The following is an 18,788-nucleotide window of genomic DNA, read 5'->3' as shown; positions in this document are numbered from 1 at the left end:
CTCCTATTCCTGAATCTGGAATCGTTTTAATAACGCCTTTCTTGCGTTTTCCTCAAACGTATTATCCAGCGGTTTTAAATCGTTTATCGTAAAATCAGGATTTCTTTTCTGAATGGCTTTTGTGATCACAAAGTCCGCAACATCTGGATTTTTAGGCAATAACGGTCCATGCAGATAAGTACCCAGAATTTTCCCATCATAAAATCCTTCATAGCCGGCATCAAAGGCATTACCAAACCCATGTAAGACTTTACCAAGTGGATGTGTAACATGTAATGTTTGCCCGCCATGGTTTTCAAAGCCAATGATCTTTGTGTGAAGTTCATCTAATTTTGCATCAATGATGATGTTTCCGATACAACGAGTTCCCTGCTTTCCGGTATCCGTATAATAATTATAAAATTTAAGACCTTCAATACGAGATCCATCGGCGGCAATATAGTATTGACCAAAGAGCTGATAACCGCCACAGATCAATAAAATAAAGGTGTTTTCATCCATGGCTTTCTGGATGTTTTCTTTACGTTTTAATAAATCAGGAATTAAACTGATTTGTTCTTTATCGGCGCCGCCACCTAAAAATACCAGATCAAACGAAGAAAGATCTTTCTTTTCACCGATAGCACAAGTTTCCAGGTGAAAATCAATCTGGCGATCTTCACATCGCTTTTGTAAGACCATCATGTTTCCTTTGTCTCCGTAAAGATCCATGATGTCATGATACATCCAACATACTTTTATTGAGTGGCTCATTTTGACATCTCCTTTACTATGGCATTTCGTGTTGGCAATAAGGCCGTATATGTCGCAATCGCATAACATTTTAAACCGTCAGAAAGAGAGGAATGAATAGCTTGCTCGATCGATTCGGCAATCTCAATCGGTCCTTTATAGTTTTCATAATAGATGCGCAAAGCCATATCATAGGCTCTGGTTCCTGTACAAACGACTTTTTTTGTCGAAGGCTTACAAACCTTTTCAAAGAAAGTATCGTAGATCCAGCTGACATCCGTACCATCCTGCTCATGATCGTTTAAAACGATACAGACAACCTTATCGTCTTCGTCCTTATCAATAACTTTCATGACTTCATTGGCACCGGTTGGATTTTTGATCAAATTCAAAATACATTCCTTTTGCTCTTTCTTGAAATGCTCATTTCTTCCCTTTGGCTGCGGCGCATGTTGAAAGACATATAAGACATATTTTATATCAATGTGTAAAAACTGCGCAAGGGCAATCACGGCAGCACAATTATACATGGAATACATCCCTTCATATGGTGAATGTATGGTTTGATTGTCGTACACAAATGTTTCTTTTTCCAGATCAATATTTTGTAAACAAACATCCAGTGATGGTGTTTTAAAATCACAATTTGAACAGTGGAAAGAACCGATATGTGAATACTGATAATACTCATATTCCAGTTTATGACCACATTTTGGACAGAATTTTCCTTCGCTGGCTTCTTTAGTGGATGCCACAGAATATTGATTTTTGTCAATTCCAAAATATGTACAATGCGCTTTTGGTGCACAAAGTGCTAAACGTAGTACATTAGGATCATTTCCGTTCAAAATCAATTCTTTATCATACTCAGGCAGTACATTTTCAATGGAATGAATCAACTGCTCCATTTCTCTGGCACGATCTAACTGATCTCTGAAAAAGTTATTTACAACCAGGGCCGTAACCGGTATTGCCGGTAAAATATGTCGAATGTTTAATTCATCAACTTCCAGAACACAGGCGGTGGCTTTAACTTTTCCTGTAAGTGTTGCCTGTGTCAATAAGGTAGTTACGATACCGGCTTTTAAATTATCGCCTTTTCGATTGGAAATCACATCGTATCCGGCTGTTGATAAAACATCGGCAATCATATTGGCGGTACTTGTTTTTCCGTTTGTTCCGGTGACAAGAATGATAGGGCCGGAAAAGGATAATTTAGATAAAATATTTGAATCTATTTTTAAACCGATTGAGCCTGGTAAAGAACCACCACGGCCAATCAATCGTAAAAGAAAGGCACTTAATTTTGTCGATACTATCGATAATGTTTTCATACTTCACGCTCCCATCCCCTATTATACAATATGTGTCTAGCAGTATCTATAGAATACCTTTTTCTCCAGACAGATTTCATGTTCAAAAGTGTTTCTTGTTCAAGAAAATAGCTCTCTAAAAAAGTGAAACGTTGGGAAATTGACATTGAATTGCCTATATCACTAAAGTATAATAGTACTGTTACAGATGGAGGATAATGACATGAAACAAATGGACATGATTTACGAAGGTAAGGCCAAAAAAGTCTATGCCACAGACGATCCAAACTGTGTGATCGTTGACTACAAAGATGATGCGACAGCATTTAACGGTCAAAAGAAAGGTACGATCGTTGGAAAAGGTGCCATCAACAACCGCATGACAAACTACTTGATGAAGGTTTTGGAAGAAAAAGGTGTACCTACACACTTTGTAGAAGAGCTGGATGATCGTCGTACAGTGGTAAAACGTGTTTCGATCATTCCATTGGAGGTGATCATTCGTAATAAGGCAGCCGGAAGCTTTTCTAAACGCTTAGGAATTCCGGAAGGAACTGAATTAAAATGCTCTACTTTGGAATTCAGCTATAAAGATGATGATTTAGGAGATCCACTAATCAACTCTTATATGGCCAGAGCTATCGGCGCTGCCACACAGGAAGAAATCGATACGATCACAAAATATGCCTTTATAGTGAATGATGTACTTAAAGATTTCTTCGCCCAGATTGGCATCGAACTGATTGACTTTAAACTGGAATTTGGAAAAACAAGCGATGGACAAATTGTTCTTGCGGATGAAATCAGTCCAGATACATGTCGCTATTGGGATATGAAAACAGGTAAACATTTGGATAAAGACACATTCCGTCGTGATTTAGGGGATCCGGAAGGCGCTTATCAGGAAGTCTTTAAACGAATGGGGTTTGGTGAATAGAATGAATGAATTTTATCAGTCTCCTCTTTCTCAGAGATATGCCTCAAAAGAAATGCAGGCTATTTTCTCCAACAATAAAAAATTCAAGACATGGAGAAAGCTCTGGATTGCACTTGCACAAAGTGAAAAAGAACTCGGTTTGGATATCACTGATGAGCAGATCGACGAACTGATTGCCCATAAAGATGATATCAATTACGATGTTGCGAAAGAGCGTGAAAAGATCGTGCGTCATGATGTAATGTCTCACGTTTATGCTTATGGGCAACAATGCCCTAAGGCAAAAGGAATCATTCATTTAGGTGCTACTTCCTGTTATGTCGGCGATAATACCGATCTGATCATCATGCATGAAGCTTTGCGTTTAGTTCAGACCAAGATCGTAAACATTTTGGCTGAATTAAAAACATTTGCGTTAAAGTATAAGGATATGCCTTGTTTAGCTTTCACGCATTTTCAACCGGCCCAGCCAACTACCGTTGGTAAGCGAGCCAGCTTATGGGCGCAAGATTTGTATATGGATTATCTGGAGATCGAACATCTCTTGAAAAATAAAAAACTTTTAGGATGTAAAGGAACTACCGGCACACAGGCAAGCTTTATGGAGCTTTTTGAAGGCGATACCGATAAAGTAAAAGCTCTGGATGCCAAGATTTGTGAAAAGCTTGGTTACGATGCTTACTTCCCTGTTTCCGGACAGACTTATACACGAAAATATGATACGCAGGTTTTAAGTGTTCTGGTGGGCATCGCACAAAGTGCACATAAGTTCAGCAACGATATTCGCCTGCTGCAGCATATGAAAGAAATTGAGGAACCTTTTGAAAAAGGTCAGATTGGTTCCAGTGCCATGGCTTATAAGCGCAATCCTATGCGTTCTGAACGTATTGCCGCTTTAAGCAACTATGTCATGTGTGATGCGTTAAACCCGGCCATTACTGCCAGCACGCAATGGTTTGAAAGAACCTTGGATGATTCCGCCAATAAACGTATCAGCATTGCGGAAGCCTTCTTAGCTACTGATGGCATCCTGGATTTGTACTTAAACATCACAGATGGTTTGGTTGTGTATCCAAAAGTCATCGAAGCCAATCTTCAAAAAGAGCTTCCTTTCATGGCTACCGAAAATATCATGATGGATGCGGTCAAAGCCGGTGGCGATCGTCAGGAACTTCATGAATTGATTCGTCAACATTCTATGGCAGCCGGAAAAGTTGTCAAAGAAGAAGGAAAACCAAACGATTTGATTGATCGTATCGCAGGTGATCCTAAATTTGGTATGACAAAAGAACAAATTCTTTCGATCATGGATCCATCAAAGTTTGTTGGTCGTTCTGTACAACAGACGGAAGAATTCTTTGGCGAACATATCGATCCAATTTTGACAAAAGAAAAAGACGTATTAGGCTTACACGCTGAAATCAACGTATAAGACGCTAAGCGTCTTTTTTTAGTGTAGGCATTTCATAAGAGTTTAATCGTTTATGCACCTCTTTATAATTTGGCATCCAATGTAAAACTTCTCTATAAAATGCAGACGAATGATTTCGATACGAAACATGACAAAGTTCATGAATGATGATCGCATCTAAGCATTCTATATCCGTAAAGGCAAGGTTTCCATTCAAAGAAACCTCTTTTTTTGTCGGATGAAAGCTTCCCCATTTACTTTTGAAGAAGCCGATACGAAGCTTTAATCCTTCAATATGCATTCGCTCACAATGCATTTGAAAGCGTTGCAGGAAAATATCTTGTATCTTCAAACGAATGCATGTTTGAAAGGATTTTATATCCGGTCTACATTTTATGATCGTTGGATCCTTTGAAGTAATAGTATCAAAACAAATGGTATAAGGTTTACCAAATATATAAATCGTATCTAAATTTTGTAATGGCTTTTTACTTGTAGTAAGACGTTGTTCGATCCATGATCGATGTTTACACACAAACTGATCCACATAAGCTTTAGACACATTTTTAGGTGCTGTGACTACGACTTTTCCCTCTCGAATCCTCAAATATAGATTTTTGTTGTTTTTACGAATCAGAGTATATTCTAACATCCGATATCCTGAATCAGCTGATCGACAGCCGAATCGATTAAATCATGAACGATTTCTTTCTGGTTTTCATTGTATTGCGCATAGGTGTTCAGATCGCGTATCAGATCCAACATTGGCAAGGTACCATAAAGCTTAGTCTTTGTATCCTCAAAAAACTGATGAAGCTGAGCCGTATCATAGAATTCGATTTTTTCCTGACAGTTTGGACATTCCAGATAAGCCATATTTTCGATGACACCATATACCGGTACATGCATTTGTTCGCACATGTGAATGGCTTTTGCTACGATCATAGAAACCATAGGCTGTGGTGTAGATACCATCAGTACACCGGATACCGGTAGCGACTGCATGATTGTCAAGGCAACATCACCAGTTCCCGGCGGCATATCGATCAATAACACATCCAGATCGCCCCATAATACATCCGTATAGAACTGTTTGACTACACCGGCAATCACTGGACCACGCCAGATTACCGGGTCGCTTTCATTCTTCATCAAGAAGTTTAAGGACATGATCTTGATTCCGGCGGCAACTTCCACCGGAATGATATAGTTTTCTTTTGTCGCATAAGCCTGTTCATTCTCCGCGGCGAATAAACGTGGAATGCTTGGACCGGTAATGTCGGCATCCATGATTCCTACTTTATACCCTTTTTTCGCAAGAGCCTTAGCTACCATAACCGTAATCGTAGATTTACCAACTCCACCTTTTCCGGACATGATCGCTACGATATTTTTTATATGATTGTTGGGATTGTTTTCTACCCCGCAAGTAGATTGATCTTTTCCACAATTTCCTTTACTTGGACATCCTTCACAAGACATATCAATTCTCCTCCTTTGTTTTACTTAACCCATTAAAATACGTATCATACGCTTTTGTCAATCTTTGATTTTGAATGTGCGTATAGATTTGTGTAGTTTGAATATCACTGTGCCCTAAAAGTTCCTGTACAATGCGTAAGTCACTCTCTCCTTCTAAAAGGTGAGTCGCAAAGCTATGACGAAGACTATGAGCCGAGATACGTGGATCTAAACCACATTCTTGCACTTTTCGTTTGATCAGCGTATGAACATACTGTCGGCTGCAAGCTCTTCCTTTAGCATTGATAAAAAAAAGTGCGGTTCGATTCGTTAGCCATTGTCTTCGTACAAGATTTTGATAAAGTTTCATCTGATCGATACAAACTTTGGCCATCGGAACAATTCTTTCTTTATCCCCTTTTCCGTGAATTCGCAGGATCTTTTGATCATAATGAATCTGATTGGTCGTAAGGGTACAAAGTTCACTGACACGAAGTCCACAGCCATAGAGTACCTCCAGGATTGTTTTTTCATAAATGCCTTTATCGCTTTGATCAAAAGAGGCAAAAAGCGTTTCTAAATCTTGTTTGGTACAGTAAACCGGTAAATGCTTACTTTGTTGAAAGCCACGGATCGAAACAGCCGGATCCTTGATCGTTGGATGATTCAATACCGTATAAGCATGAAAGCCCTTGATACACGACAGCATCTGATTCCCACTTGCCGCCGCATGTGTATCCATATACGTCATCAAAAAGTTTTCTACGATTTGTACATGAATTTGTTCCATATCCGTAATTGCATGATCATTTAAATACTTTAAATAGACATTCAAATTTCTCTGATAGCTCTCTATCGTATTCAAAGACTTATTTTCAATCACTTTTAGTTGCATGATGTAGTCATCATACGCTTCCCTGATATTCATAGTACTATCTTATCACTTTATAAAATAAGGTTGAAGTATCTTGCAGTCGCATCCCGATTCTTTTCGTGCTTCCATCAGTAAAGACTTCGCCACATTTTGATCGTATGCCACCTGCATGCTTTGTATTTGAAAATGATACTTATATAAAACCTTGCAGATATCATTGAAGCGATTTGGACGATGGACAAAATAAAAACGCCCGTTACTTTTTAAAAGACGAGAAGCATTTCTAATCAACTCTTCTAAAGTCAAATGCACTTCTACACGTCCATTTTGTCTGGGATCCATGGAAATATCAGGATGGGTCGCATCAACCTTAAAATATGGTGGATTGGATACGATCACATCAAAAGGTTCATCCTGATATTCCTGCACTCTACAACATACGATCTTGGTTGGATGCTTGAAAAAATGCTCAACATTATATCGTGCAACCAGACACGCTTCGTCAAAAACCTCAACACCAACAAGCTCTTTTACATCATATTGATCACACGCATATAATAAAGCGCCATTATTACAGCCGATATCTAAAATTCGTTCTCCTTTTCGAATCGTACAGAAATTAGCTAATAATTTGGTATCGGTATTAAAGTGAAAATGCTTTGGATGTTGATATAAAGGACGCTCTTTGTCTAAGAAATAGTCCAGTCGTAAGTCACTTTTGTTGATTTCCATCTTTTAAAAGGTCACTCGCTTTCATAAATACTTGTTGATCCATTTTTCGATTCAGCTTGTTTAAGATCCAGTCTGTATCATGTTGCGGAACTTCGAAAATGGAAGGTTGATGCAGGATATTCTCCTGATCTTTGATCGAACCGACATGAATTCCGATATGACGATATCCAATCGGTTCAAAATTTTCTTCGATCAAATTGGATACTGCCTGATAGATCAGTGGAAACTGATTGGTATATTGTCCTAAATTCTGGGAGCGAACGATGTTGTGAAATTCCGTATCACGCAAGGATACCGATACAAGCTGTCCCATCTGATGCTCTCGTATCATTTTATCGCATAAATGCTGGGTCAAATAACGAGCCTGAACCAAAACTTCATCCATCGTATAAAAATCTTGTTCATAGGTTCTGGAAAGAGAAATGCTTTTACGTGTACTGGAAACTTGTAATTGATCGCTGCTTTGTCCATGTACCTTTTGTAAAAGCGCATAACCGTTTCTTCCCAGAATTTGAAGAACCAGACTCTCGTTTTTCTTATCAGCAAGTTCACCAATTGTTGTAATTCCCTTTTCCTTCAAAAAAGGAACAGTTTTCTTGCCTAATCCGACAATAGCTTCGATGGGCAAAGGATAAAGTTTTTGTTCGATTTCGGCCTTTCTTAAAACCGTAATACCTCTTGGCTTTTTCATATCACTGGCCATTTTTGCCAGAAAACGAGTCGGTGCGACACCGATAGACACACTCAATCCCAGGCGCTCAATCAATTCATCCTGAATTTCAAAAGCTAAATCCAAAGGGCGCTTATAACGTGCAATAGCGTCGGTCACATCCATAAAACATTCATCAATACTACAAGGTTCTAAAAGCGTCGTGTATTGACGTAAAAACTCAAAAAACTGAGCGCTGACCGATCGATAGTATTGATAATCTCCCTGAACGATGATCAAAGAAGGACACTTTCGTAAAGCTTCATAGACCGGCATAGCTGAATGCACACCTTCTTTTCTGGCTGCATAATTGGCCGTAGATAATACACCTCGCTTGGAAAGTGAACCAACCGCCATAGGCTTACCTTTTAAGGAAGGATTTTTCAACTCTTCACAGGAGGCAAAAAACGCATTCAAATCCACATGAAACAGCACTCTAGCCATGCAGGATCTCCTGAATACGCTCTTTTAACTCCAAAGCCGCATTTTGAGAACGAGAGCTGATCTGTCCGCTTGTCATCATCGCCAGTTCGTCAATCGTTTGAGAAGCATTTAATGACTCCACTTTTGTCTGACTTTCTTGTCCAACCACTTCTTTTACTACACGATAATGCGTATCGGCCCAGGCCGCAACACTGGCTAAATGTGTGATACAAAGAACCTGATATTGTTTTGATAAGGCATGCATCTTTTCTCCCATCTTAAAGGCAACCTTCCCGCTGACACCGGTATCGATTTCATCAAAGATCAGTGTCTGCGTATCTTCTTTGGAATGAAAGACCACTTTTAATGCCAACATCAAACGAGAAAGCTCTCCGCCGGATGCCGACTGTTTTAAAGAAGTAAATGGTTGTCCGGGATTCATAGAGACCTGAAATTCGATATCATCGATTCCCGTAGCACCGGCTGGTTTGGGATTGCAAGCCACCTGAAAACGAGCATGTTCCAACATTAAATCTTTGAAATGTGTTTCTAAGGATGTACTTAGTTTCTTAAAGACACATTGTCGCTTTTGTGACAGTTCCAACGCAAGCGTATCGTAAGCTTCCTTTTTCGCATCCAAATCTTTCTTCAACTTTTCTAAGAGATCCTCACGATGCAAAATCAGATCGATCTGATCCATGATTTCCTGTTTTCTTTGCGCCATGGCATCTAAAGAACCGCCATATTTTCGAATAGCCTTTTTTAATCGATACTGCTGGTCTTGTAACTGATCCAGATTTTCCGCATCCTGCAAGATACGATCTTTCTCTTTTTTTAGCTGTTCTGATATTTCCATAACTTGATAGTACGCATCGTGAATATAGCTTTCGGAATCAGCAAATGTCTGGATTGACTGCAGCTTTTTATAGAATGTGTAAAGTTGATCGCTTAAACCATTCTCATGATCCAATAGATAAATGCACTCGGATAAATCTTCAATTGTTTTTTGAGCACGCGATTGTTCTTGAATCTTATTTTGCAGCTGATCATATTCTTCCTGCGGCATCCAGATTTCTTCAATTTCATTGAGTTGTGCTGTATAAAGGTCTAATTGATCTGCACTCAACTGTTTTTCCTTGGTATCAGAATATGTCTGTAAAGCCTGATGATAGAGATGATAAGCTTCTTTTGTCTTTTTTCTTAAATCAAGTGTCTGTGCATATTGATCCAACAAATCCAGTTGAACGGACGAATCCATTAAATAAAAGGTATCTTGTTGCGAATGAATATCAACGATTTGAGAAACGATCTGGCGGACAAAATGATTGGTTGTGATCTGCTGGTTAATACGAATCGTGCTCTTTTGTTGCTGGTTGATGGTTCTTTGGATGATCAAAACATCATCGACTTCAAAACCATTGTCTTCCAGCTGTTGGCAAACGGCTGGAGAAGGCTTGCTTAAAACCATCTGTAGGATACATTTTTCTTTTCCCTTGCGGATGATATTCCCTTGAATACGATTTCCCATCAGGTAACCGATCGCATCGATCAAAAGGCTTTTTCCGGCACCGGTTTCTCCGGTTATAACGCTCATGCCTGTATTAAAATCAATCAACGCCGATTCAAATAGAATGTAATCCTTTACCATAACCTGTTCGATCATTTTGTCACCTTCTTCCTTTCGCATACAGCATATATTCCTGGTTGCCGTGACGCCCCTGGATCTGGCTTTTTTCTACGACAACATCTTGATATGTTTGTAAGACAAAATGTTTTATGTCTTCCACGATCTTATTTCTTATCTTTTCACTTTTTAAAACACCTTTTGTATTTAAGTACTGCGGGCCACATTCAAACTGTGGTTTGATCAACACAGCACAATGTTCAGGCTTTAGTTTAGAAAATACCGGCTCTAATATGGTCTTACAGGAGATAAAACTGACATCCATACATAGAAAATTAATCGGATCTTCAAACCAGGAGTCTTCAATATAACGAGCATTACGTCCCTCCATTTTGATCACACGGGCATCCCGATCTAATAAACGATCCAGTTGTAAATGACCAACATCCAGGGCATAGACTTTTTTTGCACCTTTTTCCAGACAAACCTGAGTAAAGCCACCGGTACTGGCTCCAATATCCAAACAGACCTGATCTCTAAGATCAATACCAAGAGAATCTAAACAACCTTTTAGTTTATAAGCCCCTCTGGAAACATAGGTATCCGCATCATCAATTTCGATCGTATCAGATTCTAAGACCAGAGCACTAGGCTTTAAAATCACTTTCCCATTGACATTGACCTTACCTTGTTTGATCAGATCTTGTGCTTTTGTGCGTGTTTTTCCTAACGCAACACAGGCCACATCCAAACGCACCTTATCCATGAGCATCAATTTCCTTAAACAACGACTCCAGATCGATATGCTCATTTTTGCGTAATGCACGAATCGAGCCATGTTCGACAAAATGATCGGAAATTCCTAAAATATGGATTTTATTTTTATATTGATTTTGAAACTCCAGAATAGCACTGGATAAGCCACCTATCGTTACATCCGTTTCAAAAACATAGATTGGCAAATTCAAATTCAATAAAGAAGTTAAAAGATGTTCGTCGATGGGCTTAAAGAAGCGTGCATTGACAACGATCATCTCATATTCATTTTCCTGCACCGTATGCTCTATGCGCTCTACATCCGGTCCATAGGCAATAATGATTCCCTTTGGTTGTAAACCAAACTGTTTCTTAGTCCATGAGCCAATCGGAATCGAATCAAAAGCGATCGTTTCGGGGACAATGGCCTGTCCACGTGGATAGCGAATACAGAAAGGTTTACCGGATGTAAAAGCAGTATATATAAGATCATACGCTTCTTTGGCATCTTTTGGCTGCGAAAGAATCAGATTAGGAATGCTTCGTAACATCGCAATATCAAAAACGCCCTGATGGGTCTCCCCGTCATCACCGACAAGACCGGCACGATCAATACCTACAACAACCGGAAGATTCATACGCGCCAGATCATGGTTCATCTGATCATAAGCTCGCTGAAGAAAAGAGGAATACACACTGACAAAAGGATGAAGTCCGCCTAAGGACATACCGCAAGCCATCGTGATCGCATGTTGTTCGGCAATACCACAGTCAAAGAATCGATCAGGAAACATCTTCGCAAACTTCATCAGCTTGCTTCCCTGTGCCATAGCCGGTGTGATCGCAACGATCTTTGGATCCTTTTTGGCAAGCTGTATCAAGGCATCGCTGATGATCTGTGACCAGCTTTTTTCATTTGGCGGCAGCTTCATCAAGGACTGTCCGGTCGCAATATTAAATGGCGATACACCATGCCATTTTCCCACCGTATCTTGTTCGGCAAAGCTATATCCTTTTCCTTTTTTTGTTCGAACATGCACAACAATCGGTCCATCATGTTCTTTGGCAGTTTCAAAAACCTTGATCAATTCGGCAATATTATGCCCATTGACCGGTCCCATATAGTCTAAGTTAAATTCTTCAAATAAAGGAGCATCGATCAACCCTTTTTTTAAGCGATCTCGAAAAGCCGTCATAAACTTTAAGGTTTCTGTCCCGAATTTATTATGATCCAGACTTCCCTTTACATCCTGTTTTACATTTCGATAAACACGTGAGCTGCGGATCGAGGTGATCCGTTTTTCCATGCCACCATGATTTTTGGATATGGACATATTATTGTCATTAAAAATAATGATCATTTTTCGCTTTTGTGCGCCGATATCATTTAAAGCCTCCATGCTCATACCACTGGTAATCGCTCCATCTCCAATCAATGCTACGACATTATAATCCTGATGTAAGATATCTCTTGCCGCTGCATAGCCTAAAGCCGCACTTAAAGATGTCGAGGAATGCCCGGCTTCCCAACAGTCATAAACACTTTCCTTGCGCTTTTGAAACCCAGAAAGTCCATCTAATTGACGAAGTGTAGGAAATAAAGTCGATCGTCCGGTCAAAATCTTATGTACATAGGCTTGATGCCCCACGTCAAAGATCATTTTATCCTGTGGTCCGTGAAATACATAATGCATGGCAATCGTTGTCTCTACGATACCTAAATTGCTGGATAAATGGCCGCCGGTCTTCGAAATCGAATGAATCAAAAAATGACGAATGTCCTCGGCCAAAGCATTTAATTGTGGTATTGTCAAAGATCGAATCTGATCCGGTGATTCAATATCGTATAGACGCATAGCTTTTTACCTCTTTTCTTTTAACAGGTTCGATGAATTAAAAAATCTAAGATTTTCTGAAAGGATGGTGTCGATGTCGATAAATCATTTAACAAACTTTGGATTTGTTGATCCAGCTTTGCCACTAAGTTTTGTGATTCCTCTAATCCTAATAGCGATACCGCTGTCAATTTATTATTTTGCGCATCACTGGTCGATTTACCTAAAGCCTGGGCAGAGCTTGTCACATCTAAAATATCATCCTGTACCTGAAATTGGATACCTAGATGCACTCCAATTTCTTTTAAAACCGGTATATCCTGTTTTTGATCCGCCAAAATCGCCGCACATACCATAGGCAATGTCAACAGCTTGGCAGTTTTATACACTTCAATTTCCTGAAGCTCTTCAAAATGCGCATCGGTCAGCGTTTCTGCCTTCATATCCAAATCTTGTCCATAGATCATTCCATCAATTCCGGCATATTCACTGAGGTTAGAAACCAGAGCACATTGCTTTTCTGATGAGCACTGAGATTCCAATACGACTTGAAACGCTCTAGTTAAAAGCGCATCACCGGCTAAAACCGCAGTTGCCTCATCATAAGCTTTATGGCAGCTTGGTTTTCCCCGTCGCAGATCATCATCATCCATACAAGGCAGATCATCATGAATCAAAGAGTAGGTGTGAATCATCTCAATGGCACAGCCGCAGGGATAGCCCAGCTGTTCCTTAAATCCATAGTCTTTTAAAAGACTAAATAAGATCAGCGGACGAATACGTTTTCCCCCATTCATCAATGAATAGGTCATCGCTTCTTTGGTACGTGAAGGAAGACCAGCAGTAGCTTGTTGGCGTAAGTAGTCTTCAAACTCTTTATTGTTCATCGTTTGTCTCCTCTTGTTGGTGTAACAACTGATCCATTCGATCTTCAAAGGTCTTTAACTGATCTGAACATTGTTTGGAAAGTTTTAATCCTTCTTCAAAGAGTGACATGGCCTCTTCTAAATCTAGATCATTTTGATTTAACGTATTTACGATTTCATCCAATCGTTTCATGGCTTCCTGAAACTTTAACTTTTTTTGTGCCATAGCTCCTTTTCCTCCTTATCTGTGACGCTGACATGAATACAGCCATCCTCTACCTGCAGCTGCAACGCATCTTGTTTTTGCACCTGATGTATACTTTTGATAATGTTGTTTTCCCTTGTCGCAATGGAATAACCGCGGGATAATGTCTTTAAAGGACTAAACGCGTCCAATAATGCCGCATTCTTTTCCAACTGCTGCTTTCTGGAACGCTTAAATTGATGCATGCGCTCTTCTAACTGATGCTCTTTATACTGCATCGAAGTTAAAGCGAATTCCATCTTCTTTTGAAGTTGATAAGACATTTCCTGTTTTCGTTGACGAATGGTTTCCTTTCTGGAAATCCACTGCAAGGCCGTTTGTTCCAAAGCCTGGTGCATAGAATCCAGTTTCAGCTGTTTTTCATAGGCCCAGGAAAGTGGTTCTTTTAAATATGGATTTTGTTGAAGCAGTTGATATTGTTGCCGATAACGTTCAAAGATATGTTTCATGGATAGCTCCAGCTGTTTGGTTTTCAAGGTTAACTGTTCAATAATTTCATGTTGATCGGGTGTTATCCATTGTGCCGCTGCTGTGGGAGTTACTGCACGATGATCACAAACCAAATCACATAAAGTCGTATCCACTTCGTGTCCTACTCCACTGACCGTATAGGTTTTACACTGATAGAGAGTTTTGACAAGTTCTTCATCATTAAAACAAAATAAATCCTCAAAGCTTCCCCCACCACGAATGATGAGTAAAGCATCATACCCTTTTTGATCCGCCTTTTGTATTTGTTTGATCAAGGAAGCCGGAGCCAATTTTCCCTGTACATAAGCCGGATACAACGTTGCCTTCAACATCGGCCATCGTCTTTGGATCGTCTTAAGTGCATCCTGCAAGGCGGCTCCTTCTTTAGCCGTAATGATGGCTACATGTTCAAACCATTCCGGTTTTTCTTTTTTATGACTTTGATCAAAATATCCTTCTTCCAACAATCGTTTATAGCGCTTCTGGTATTCTAAAAACAAAGCGCCCATTCCATCTTGTCGAATACGCTTGACATAAAGTTGTAAGGAGCCTCGCACTTCATAAACATTGACACTTCCCTGTACTTGTACATTCATGCCCTCTTCCAATGAAAAATCCAGATGTTTGACATAGGTAGAAAACATGACACAGCTCATTTCTCCACGGGAATCTTTTAAGGAAAAATAATAATGTCCAGAACGATGCTTTGTCAGATTGCTGATTTCTCCCTGAATCCATACGGTTGAGAAATCAAAGGTTTGTGTTAAGATGACTTTGATTCGCTGCAACACCGAGGAAACAAGGACAACGCGTTCTTCTTTCATAGCTGATCCAAGATTCCGTTGATCAGTTTATAACTGGAATCATCACAATACGCTTTAGCCAGATTGATAGCTTCATCGATGACAACAGCTTTTGGTGTCTGGATCACATAGAATTCCTGATAGGCCATCAACAAGATCGTTTGTTCCAGAAGACTCAATCGATCAAAGGCCCAGTCATCCCGCAGGCGAGATTCGATATCCTTGCGATAGGCCGTTTTTTTATCCATCAAATCAATGGTCAAAGTGTATAAAAAAGGATCGATCTCATTTTGTCCGTGCGTACACTCAAACAAAGCTTTCCGGATATCCTTTTTTAAAAGAAGATTTTGATAAATAGTTTCTAAAGCAATTACTCGTTGTTCATGTCGATTCATTTCGGTTCCTGTCCTTTCTTATAGGGCACTCTGGCGCTCGGTACAACTTCACTGGCCGGAAGCCCATGTACATCTTGATCATCAAAAAAGATATTAGCGCCAAAGCTTTTTAAGATAGTTGCTTTATTGGCACCTTGTAAGAAGAAGACTTCATCTACATCAATATTCCATTTTCGTAATGTTTTCAACACACGTCTTCCACTGTTTTTATCTCTTGAGGTTACAATAGCAGTACGAATCAGTTGATATTCCCTTGTGTTTTGTTGCAGATTGGCAAGACACAATAAGAATTTTGCCAAAGGCCCTTTCTTTAAGGCCCGATCCTGATTTTCTATCTCGTTTTTCACAAACGCATCTAATCCTTTTTCCTGAAAGATCTTTTCACTTTCCGCCGAAAACAAAACCGCATCGGCATCAAAGGCAATACGAATCTGATCATTATCGGTACGATAGATTTGGTCCGTGTTATAGACAAGGCCGGCCGCAAAGCCATTGTTGATCGCATCACTGACATCAAACTCATTGGAGGATAAAAACAAATCCACACCAAAGGCCTTTAAGTAACGCGAAATATTCTCCCCACCACTCATTGCCATACGATTGATATCTAAACCATAATGATCTAAAGAATTAATGATTCGTAACGATGTCTCAGCCGAGTTTCTGGACATAACGATGACTTCCACCAGTTTTTTGCCGGTTTTTTCATTGATCGATAGTAAATTATTAACTAATGTGAAGCCCGTCCCCGGCTCTAAAATCTCATCCTCATGGGATAATTGATATTCACGATATGCATCCAGCCCCTGTGCTTCAAAGACCTCGTTCTCCTTTTCCAGATTGAACAAAGCACGGCTGGATATTCCCACTACAAGATATTCATCAAACGATACTGCCATAGTGCTCCTTTCTTTTTAAAAAAAGGAATCCGAAGATTCCTTAAAAGATAAATCCGACAACCTGTACCTCAATCGAGGAAGGCTGTAAACCGGTCATATAAGAAATACTTTCAAAGATCTTGTGTTGAAGATTGGCGCAAACATCAGAAACGTTTGCCTTGTAGTTAATTTGAACAGGAATGTTCATTGTCAATTGATTATCATGAATTTCCGAAGACAGTGTATTGGAATTACGCAAGCGTGTCGTTTCAGCCAGCTTTACGTTTTCATCCTCTTCAATCACATTTAACGCAATCGAAGTAAAAACACTTTTATTTAAACGTACAGTTCCCAGATTACTGCTGTTTTCTAATGTGATATATTCTTGTGCCATATCAATCACCCTCATTTCTATCAACAATTATACCAAAATTCAAGCATTACTGAAAGTCCTTTATCCCCAAAGCCGATAAGTATTTTCGACAAGCTCTTTCCGTTTCTGCAACAAAGACAATGTTTCATCAATATCATGGTGAAGCTGGCTTTTTAGTGCATCAATTCCATCAAAGCGCTGTTCCGGACGAATGCGGTCAATAAAGAAAAGTCGCAATGTTTGTCCATATAAATCACCATGAAAGGAAATCAGATGGGCTTCTATACTCATATTTTTATTTTTAAATGTTGGATTGGTGCCAATATTGATCATAGTTGGATAAAGCATGCCTTTATAGTGGCTAAGGCCTGCATAGACGCCGCCGAAAGGTACGATAAATTCTCTGGACAGCTTTAAATTGGCCGTCGGAATCTGCAGTAAAGAAGTACCACGATGATAGCCATGTTCAACTATTCCATCTATCGAGTACCCATAGCCCAGCATTTGGGCCGCATCGAATACTCTTCCCTCCTTTAAGGCAGTTTCAATGCGCGTGCTGGAAATCTTTTCGATCGGATCTAAGATCGCATCAACCACATGAACGGAAAAAAGATCTTGTTTTAGAAGCGTCTCAGTATTTCCTTCATTCTTGATTGCATATCGAAAATCAAAACCACAGACCAGTGATTTAATATGCAGATTGGAAAGAAGTGCATGAAACTGCGATGTATCTAATGAAGCAAAATCTCTGGTAAACTTCAGAATATAAAAAGCATCAATACCCATATGGCCAGCCAGTTCGATTTTATCCTCTAAAGGCGTGATATGTTCAATGACTCGCGTAGGATGAAATAACACCCAGGGATCGGGATCAAAGGTAATGATGGCACTTAACAGTCCCCGCTTTTTTGCCTCTTGTTTACAAGTCTTTACCAAAGCTTGATGGCCTTTATGAAAGCCATCGAAAAAACCGATGCAGGCAACGCTATCTTCCAAGCGTGGTAATGCGTTATGATCAATCGTATATACCTGCATTACCATAACCCCCTTTTAGATGCATATAAATCACCATCGACTCTTTCATAGATGGCAAGCGGCTTTTGTTGATGATAGATACAAACCAGATCCGATGTTTGATTAGAAATGCATAGCTTTTTACCATGCAGCACATCTTGTACATCGTCCATATCCATGCGTGGAATGTGGGAAAGCAAATCCTCGATCGGATAAAAATGGGGCAAGGCTTCGATTTCTTCCAAACTTTGTGCCTGCTCAATGGAAAAACGACCCACACGTATGCGCTCCAGGCTTTTCATACACCCTTCATTGTTTGTCTTTTTCGCAAATTCATAACAAATGCTTCGAACATAAGTACCGCTGGAACAATGCACTTCAAAAGTTAGATCTTGCACATTTAAAGCACGAATCGAATATATTTCGACATCCTGATAAATTGGTTCGATCTCAATATTTTGTCTTTGATATTCCATCAGTTTTTTGCCATGGATCTTCTTTGCGGATGTCATCGGTACAAGCTGAGAAATCTTGCCTTGAAAGGTTTTCAATACTTCTTCAAAATCAAAGTCTAAGTTCACTTCTTTTTCCTGTGTGATATTTCCAAATATATCCATGGTATCCGTTGCATATCCCAGTTGAATACCGGCTCGATACGTTTTATCAGTATCTTTTAAAAATTGTAATATCTTACAAGCTTTTCCTACCAGCACCACTAAAACACCGGTAGCCTGTGGATCTAAGGTTCCTGTATGACCAATTTTTTTTGTTTTTAAAATTTTACGTAAACGATTGACCACATCATGGCTTGTCATGCCTGCGTGTTTATTTACGATCAAAATTCCATCCATTTCATCACCTTAGTCCATTGTACTTATTTTTAAATTGTTATGCAAATGATATAATGCCAAAGAAA

Annotated in this window: 20 protein-coding genes; 2 read left to right on the top strand and 18 right to left on the bottom strand. The window is 39.5% G+C overall.

Features of this window, described 5'->3' with window-relative positions; all coding sequences use genetic code 11:
- Positions 1-3 precede the first annotated feature (3 nt).
- Both ACTQX6_RS04375 and ACTQX6_RS04370 read right to left on the bottom strand, forming a co-directional pair.
- Complete coding sequence (locus ACTQX6_RS04375; protein ID WP_117445351.1) at positions 4-753, bottom strand: type 1 glutamine amidotransferase; 750 nt, start codon at positions 751-753, stop codon at positions 4-6.
- The gene (locus ACTQX6_RS04370) at positions 750-2,066 is read right to left on the bottom strand and encodes a MurT ligase domain-containing protein (protein ID WP_117445350.1); all 1,317 of its coding nucleotides are present in this window, start codon (positions 2,064-2,066) and stop codon (positions 750-752) included. Before ACTQX6_RS04370 ends, ACTQX6_RS04375 begins: the two co-directional genes overlap by 4 nt.
- Positions 2,067-2,268: 202 nt before the next feature.
- Here ACTQX6_RS04370 and purC point away from each other — a divergent pair, with 202 nt between their 5' ends.
- Positions 2,269-2,982 carry a phosphoribosylaminoimidazolesuccinocarboxamide synthase gene (gene purC, locus ACTQX6_RS04365; protein ID WP_117445349.1) on the top strand — a complete coding sequence of 238 codons (714 nt, stop codon included), beginning with the start codon at positions 2,269-2,271 and terminating at the stop codon, positions 2,980-2,982.
- A 1-nt stretch (position 2,983) separates the two neighbouring features.
- Complete coding sequence (gene purB / locus ACTQX6_RS04360) at positions 2,984-4,414, top strand: adenylosuccinate lyase (RefSeq protein ID WP_294686881.1); 1,431 nt, start codon at positions 2,984-2,986, stop codon at positions 4,412-4,414.
- Positions 4,415-4,418: 4 nt separating this feature from the next.
- Here the strand turns inward: purB and ACTQX6_RS04355 are convergent, their stop codons facing one another.
- From ACTQX6_RS04355 to truB, 16 genes are read right to left on the bottom strand one after another with little or no spacing between them, the layout of a single operon-like run.
- Positions 4,419-5,045, bottom strand: coding sequence for a M48 family metallopeptidase (locus ACTQX6_RS04355; RefSeq protein WP_294686880.1), 627 nt, complete (start codon positions 5,043-5,045; stop codon positions 4,419-4,421).
- Positions 5,039-5,875 (bottom strand): Mrp/NBP35 family ATP-binding protein, encoded by an 837-nt coding sequence (locus tag ACTQX6_RS04350; protein ID WP_294686879.1) that lies wholly within the window; start codon positions 5,873-5,875, stop codon positions 5,039-5,041. The genes ACTQX6_RS04355 and ACTQX6_RS04350 overlap by 7 nt, the downstream gene beginning before the upstream one ends.
- 1 nt (position 5,876) lies before the next feature.
- On the bottom strand, positions 5,877-6,782 hold the full coding sequence (locus tag ACTQX6_RS04345) for a tyrosine-type recombinase/integrase (protein ID WP_294686878.1): 906 nt from the start codon (positions 6,780-6,782) through the stop codon (positions 5,877-5,879).
- A 12-nt stretch (positions 6,783-6,794) separates the two neighbouring features.
- A complete protein-coding gene (locus tag ACTQX6_RS04340; RefSeq protein WP_294686873.1) occupies positions 6,795-7,460 on the bottom strand; it encodes a tRNA1(Val) (adenine(37)-N6)-methyltransferase in 666 nt (221 codons plus the stop codon).
- The gene (gene dinB / locus ACTQX6_RS04335) at positions 7,441-8,613 is read right to left on the bottom strand and encodes a DNA polymerase IV (RefSeq protein ID WP_294686870.1); all 1,173 of its coding nucleotides are present in this window, start codon (positions 8,611-8,613) and stop codon (positions 7,441-7,443) included. Before dinB ends, ACTQX6_RS04340 begins: the two co-directional genes overlap by 20 nt.
- On the bottom strand, positions 8,606-10,279 hold the full coding sequence (recN, locus tag ACTQX6_RS04330) for a DNA repair protein RecN (protein WP_294686867.1): 1,674 nt from the start codon (positions 10,277-10,279) through the stop codon (positions 8,606-8,608). Before recN ends, dinB begins: the two co-directional genes overlap by 8 nt.
- Entirely contained in the window at positions 10,260-10,982 is a 723-nt protein-coding gene (locus tag ACTQX6_RS04325; protein WP_117445341.1) for a TlyA family RNA methyltransferase, read from the bottom strand. Before ACTQX6_RS04325 ends, recN begins: the two co-directional genes overlap by 20 nt.
- The gene (dxs, locus tag ACTQX6_RS04320; RefSeq protein ID WP_294686863.1) at positions 10,975-12,828 is read right to left on the bottom strand and encodes a 1-deoxy-D-xylulose-5-phosphate synthase; all 1,854 of its coding nucleotides are present in this window, start codon (positions 12,826-12,828) and stop codon (positions 10,975-10,977) included. Before dxs ends, ACTQX6_RS04325 begins: the two co-directional genes overlap by 8 nt.
- A 20-nt stretch (positions 12,829-12,848) precedes the next feature.
- Complete coding sequence (locus ACTQX6_RS04315; RefSeq protein ID WP_294686860.1) at positions 12,849-13,694, bottom strand: polyprenyl synthetase family protein; 846 nt, start codon at positions 13,692-13,694, stop codon at positions 12,849-12,851.
- Entirely contained in the window at positions 13,684-13,899 is a 216-nt protein-coding gene (gene xseB / locus ACTQX6_RS04310; protein WP_117445338.1) for an exodeoxyribonuclease VII small subunit, read from the bottom strand. Before xseB ends, ACTQX6_RS04315 begins: the two co-directional genes overlap by 11 nt.
- Positions 13,881-15,233, bottom strand: a complete 1,353-nt coding sequence (gene xseA / locus ACTQX6_RS04305; RefSeq protein ID WP_294686857.1) for an exodeoxyribonuclease VII large subunit — start codon at positions 15,231-15,233, stop codon at positions 13,881-13,883. The genes xseB and xseA overlap by 19 nt, the downstream gene beginning before the upstream one ends.
- Complete coding sequence (gene nusB, locus ACTQX6_RS04300) at positions 15,230-15,607, bottom strand: transcription antitermination factor NusB (RefSeq protein ID WP_168964528.1); 378 nt, start codon at positions 15,605-15,607, stop codon at positions 15,230-15,232. Before nusB ends, xseA begins: the two co-directional genes overlap by 4 nt.
- On the bottom strand, positions 15,604-16,506 hold the full coding sequence (locus tag ACTQX6_RS04295; RefSeq protein WP_294686853.1) for a 5'-nucleotidase: 903 nt from the start codon (positions 16,504-16,506) through the stop codon (positions 15,604-15,606). The genes nusB and ACTQX6_RS04295 overlap by 4 nt, the downstream gene beginning before the upstream one ends.
- A 40-nt stretch (positions 16,507-16,546) precedes the next feature.
- A complete protein-coding gene (locus ACTQX6_RS04290; RefSeq protein WP_022789057.1) occupies positions 16,547-16,879 on the bottom strand; it encodes an Asp23/Gls24 family envelope stress response protein in 333 nt (110 codons plus the stop codon).
- A 60-nt stretch (positions 16,880-16,939) separates the two neighbouring features.
- Positions 16,940-17,893 carry a riboflavin biosynthesis protein RibF gene (gene ribF / locus ACTQX6_RS04285; RefSeq protein WP_294686850.1) on the bottom strand — a complete coding sequence of 318 codons (954 nt, stop codon included), beginning with the start codon at positions 17,891-17,893 and terminating at the stop codon, positions 16,940-16,942.
- Positions 17,893-18,723 carry a tRNA pseudouridine(55) synthase TruB gene (truB, locus tag ACTQX6_RS04280; protein ID WP_294686848.1) on the bottom strand — a complete coding sequence of 277 codons (831 nt, stop codon included), beginning with the start codon at positions 18,721-18,723 and terminating at the stop codon, positions 17,893-17,895. Before truB ends, ribF begins: the two co-directional genes overlap by 1 nt.
- Positions 18,724-18,788: the final 65 nt, after the last annotated feature.

The sequence above is a fragment of the Faecalicoccus sp. LCP19S3_E2 genome (assembly GCF_052121255.1).
GTDB lineage: Bacteria > Bacillota_I > Bacilli_A > Erysipelotrichales > Erysipelotrichaceae > Faecalicoccus.
Note: the sequence above shows the minus strand (reverse complement) of the source record. Positions and strands in the feature narration are given on the sequence as shown.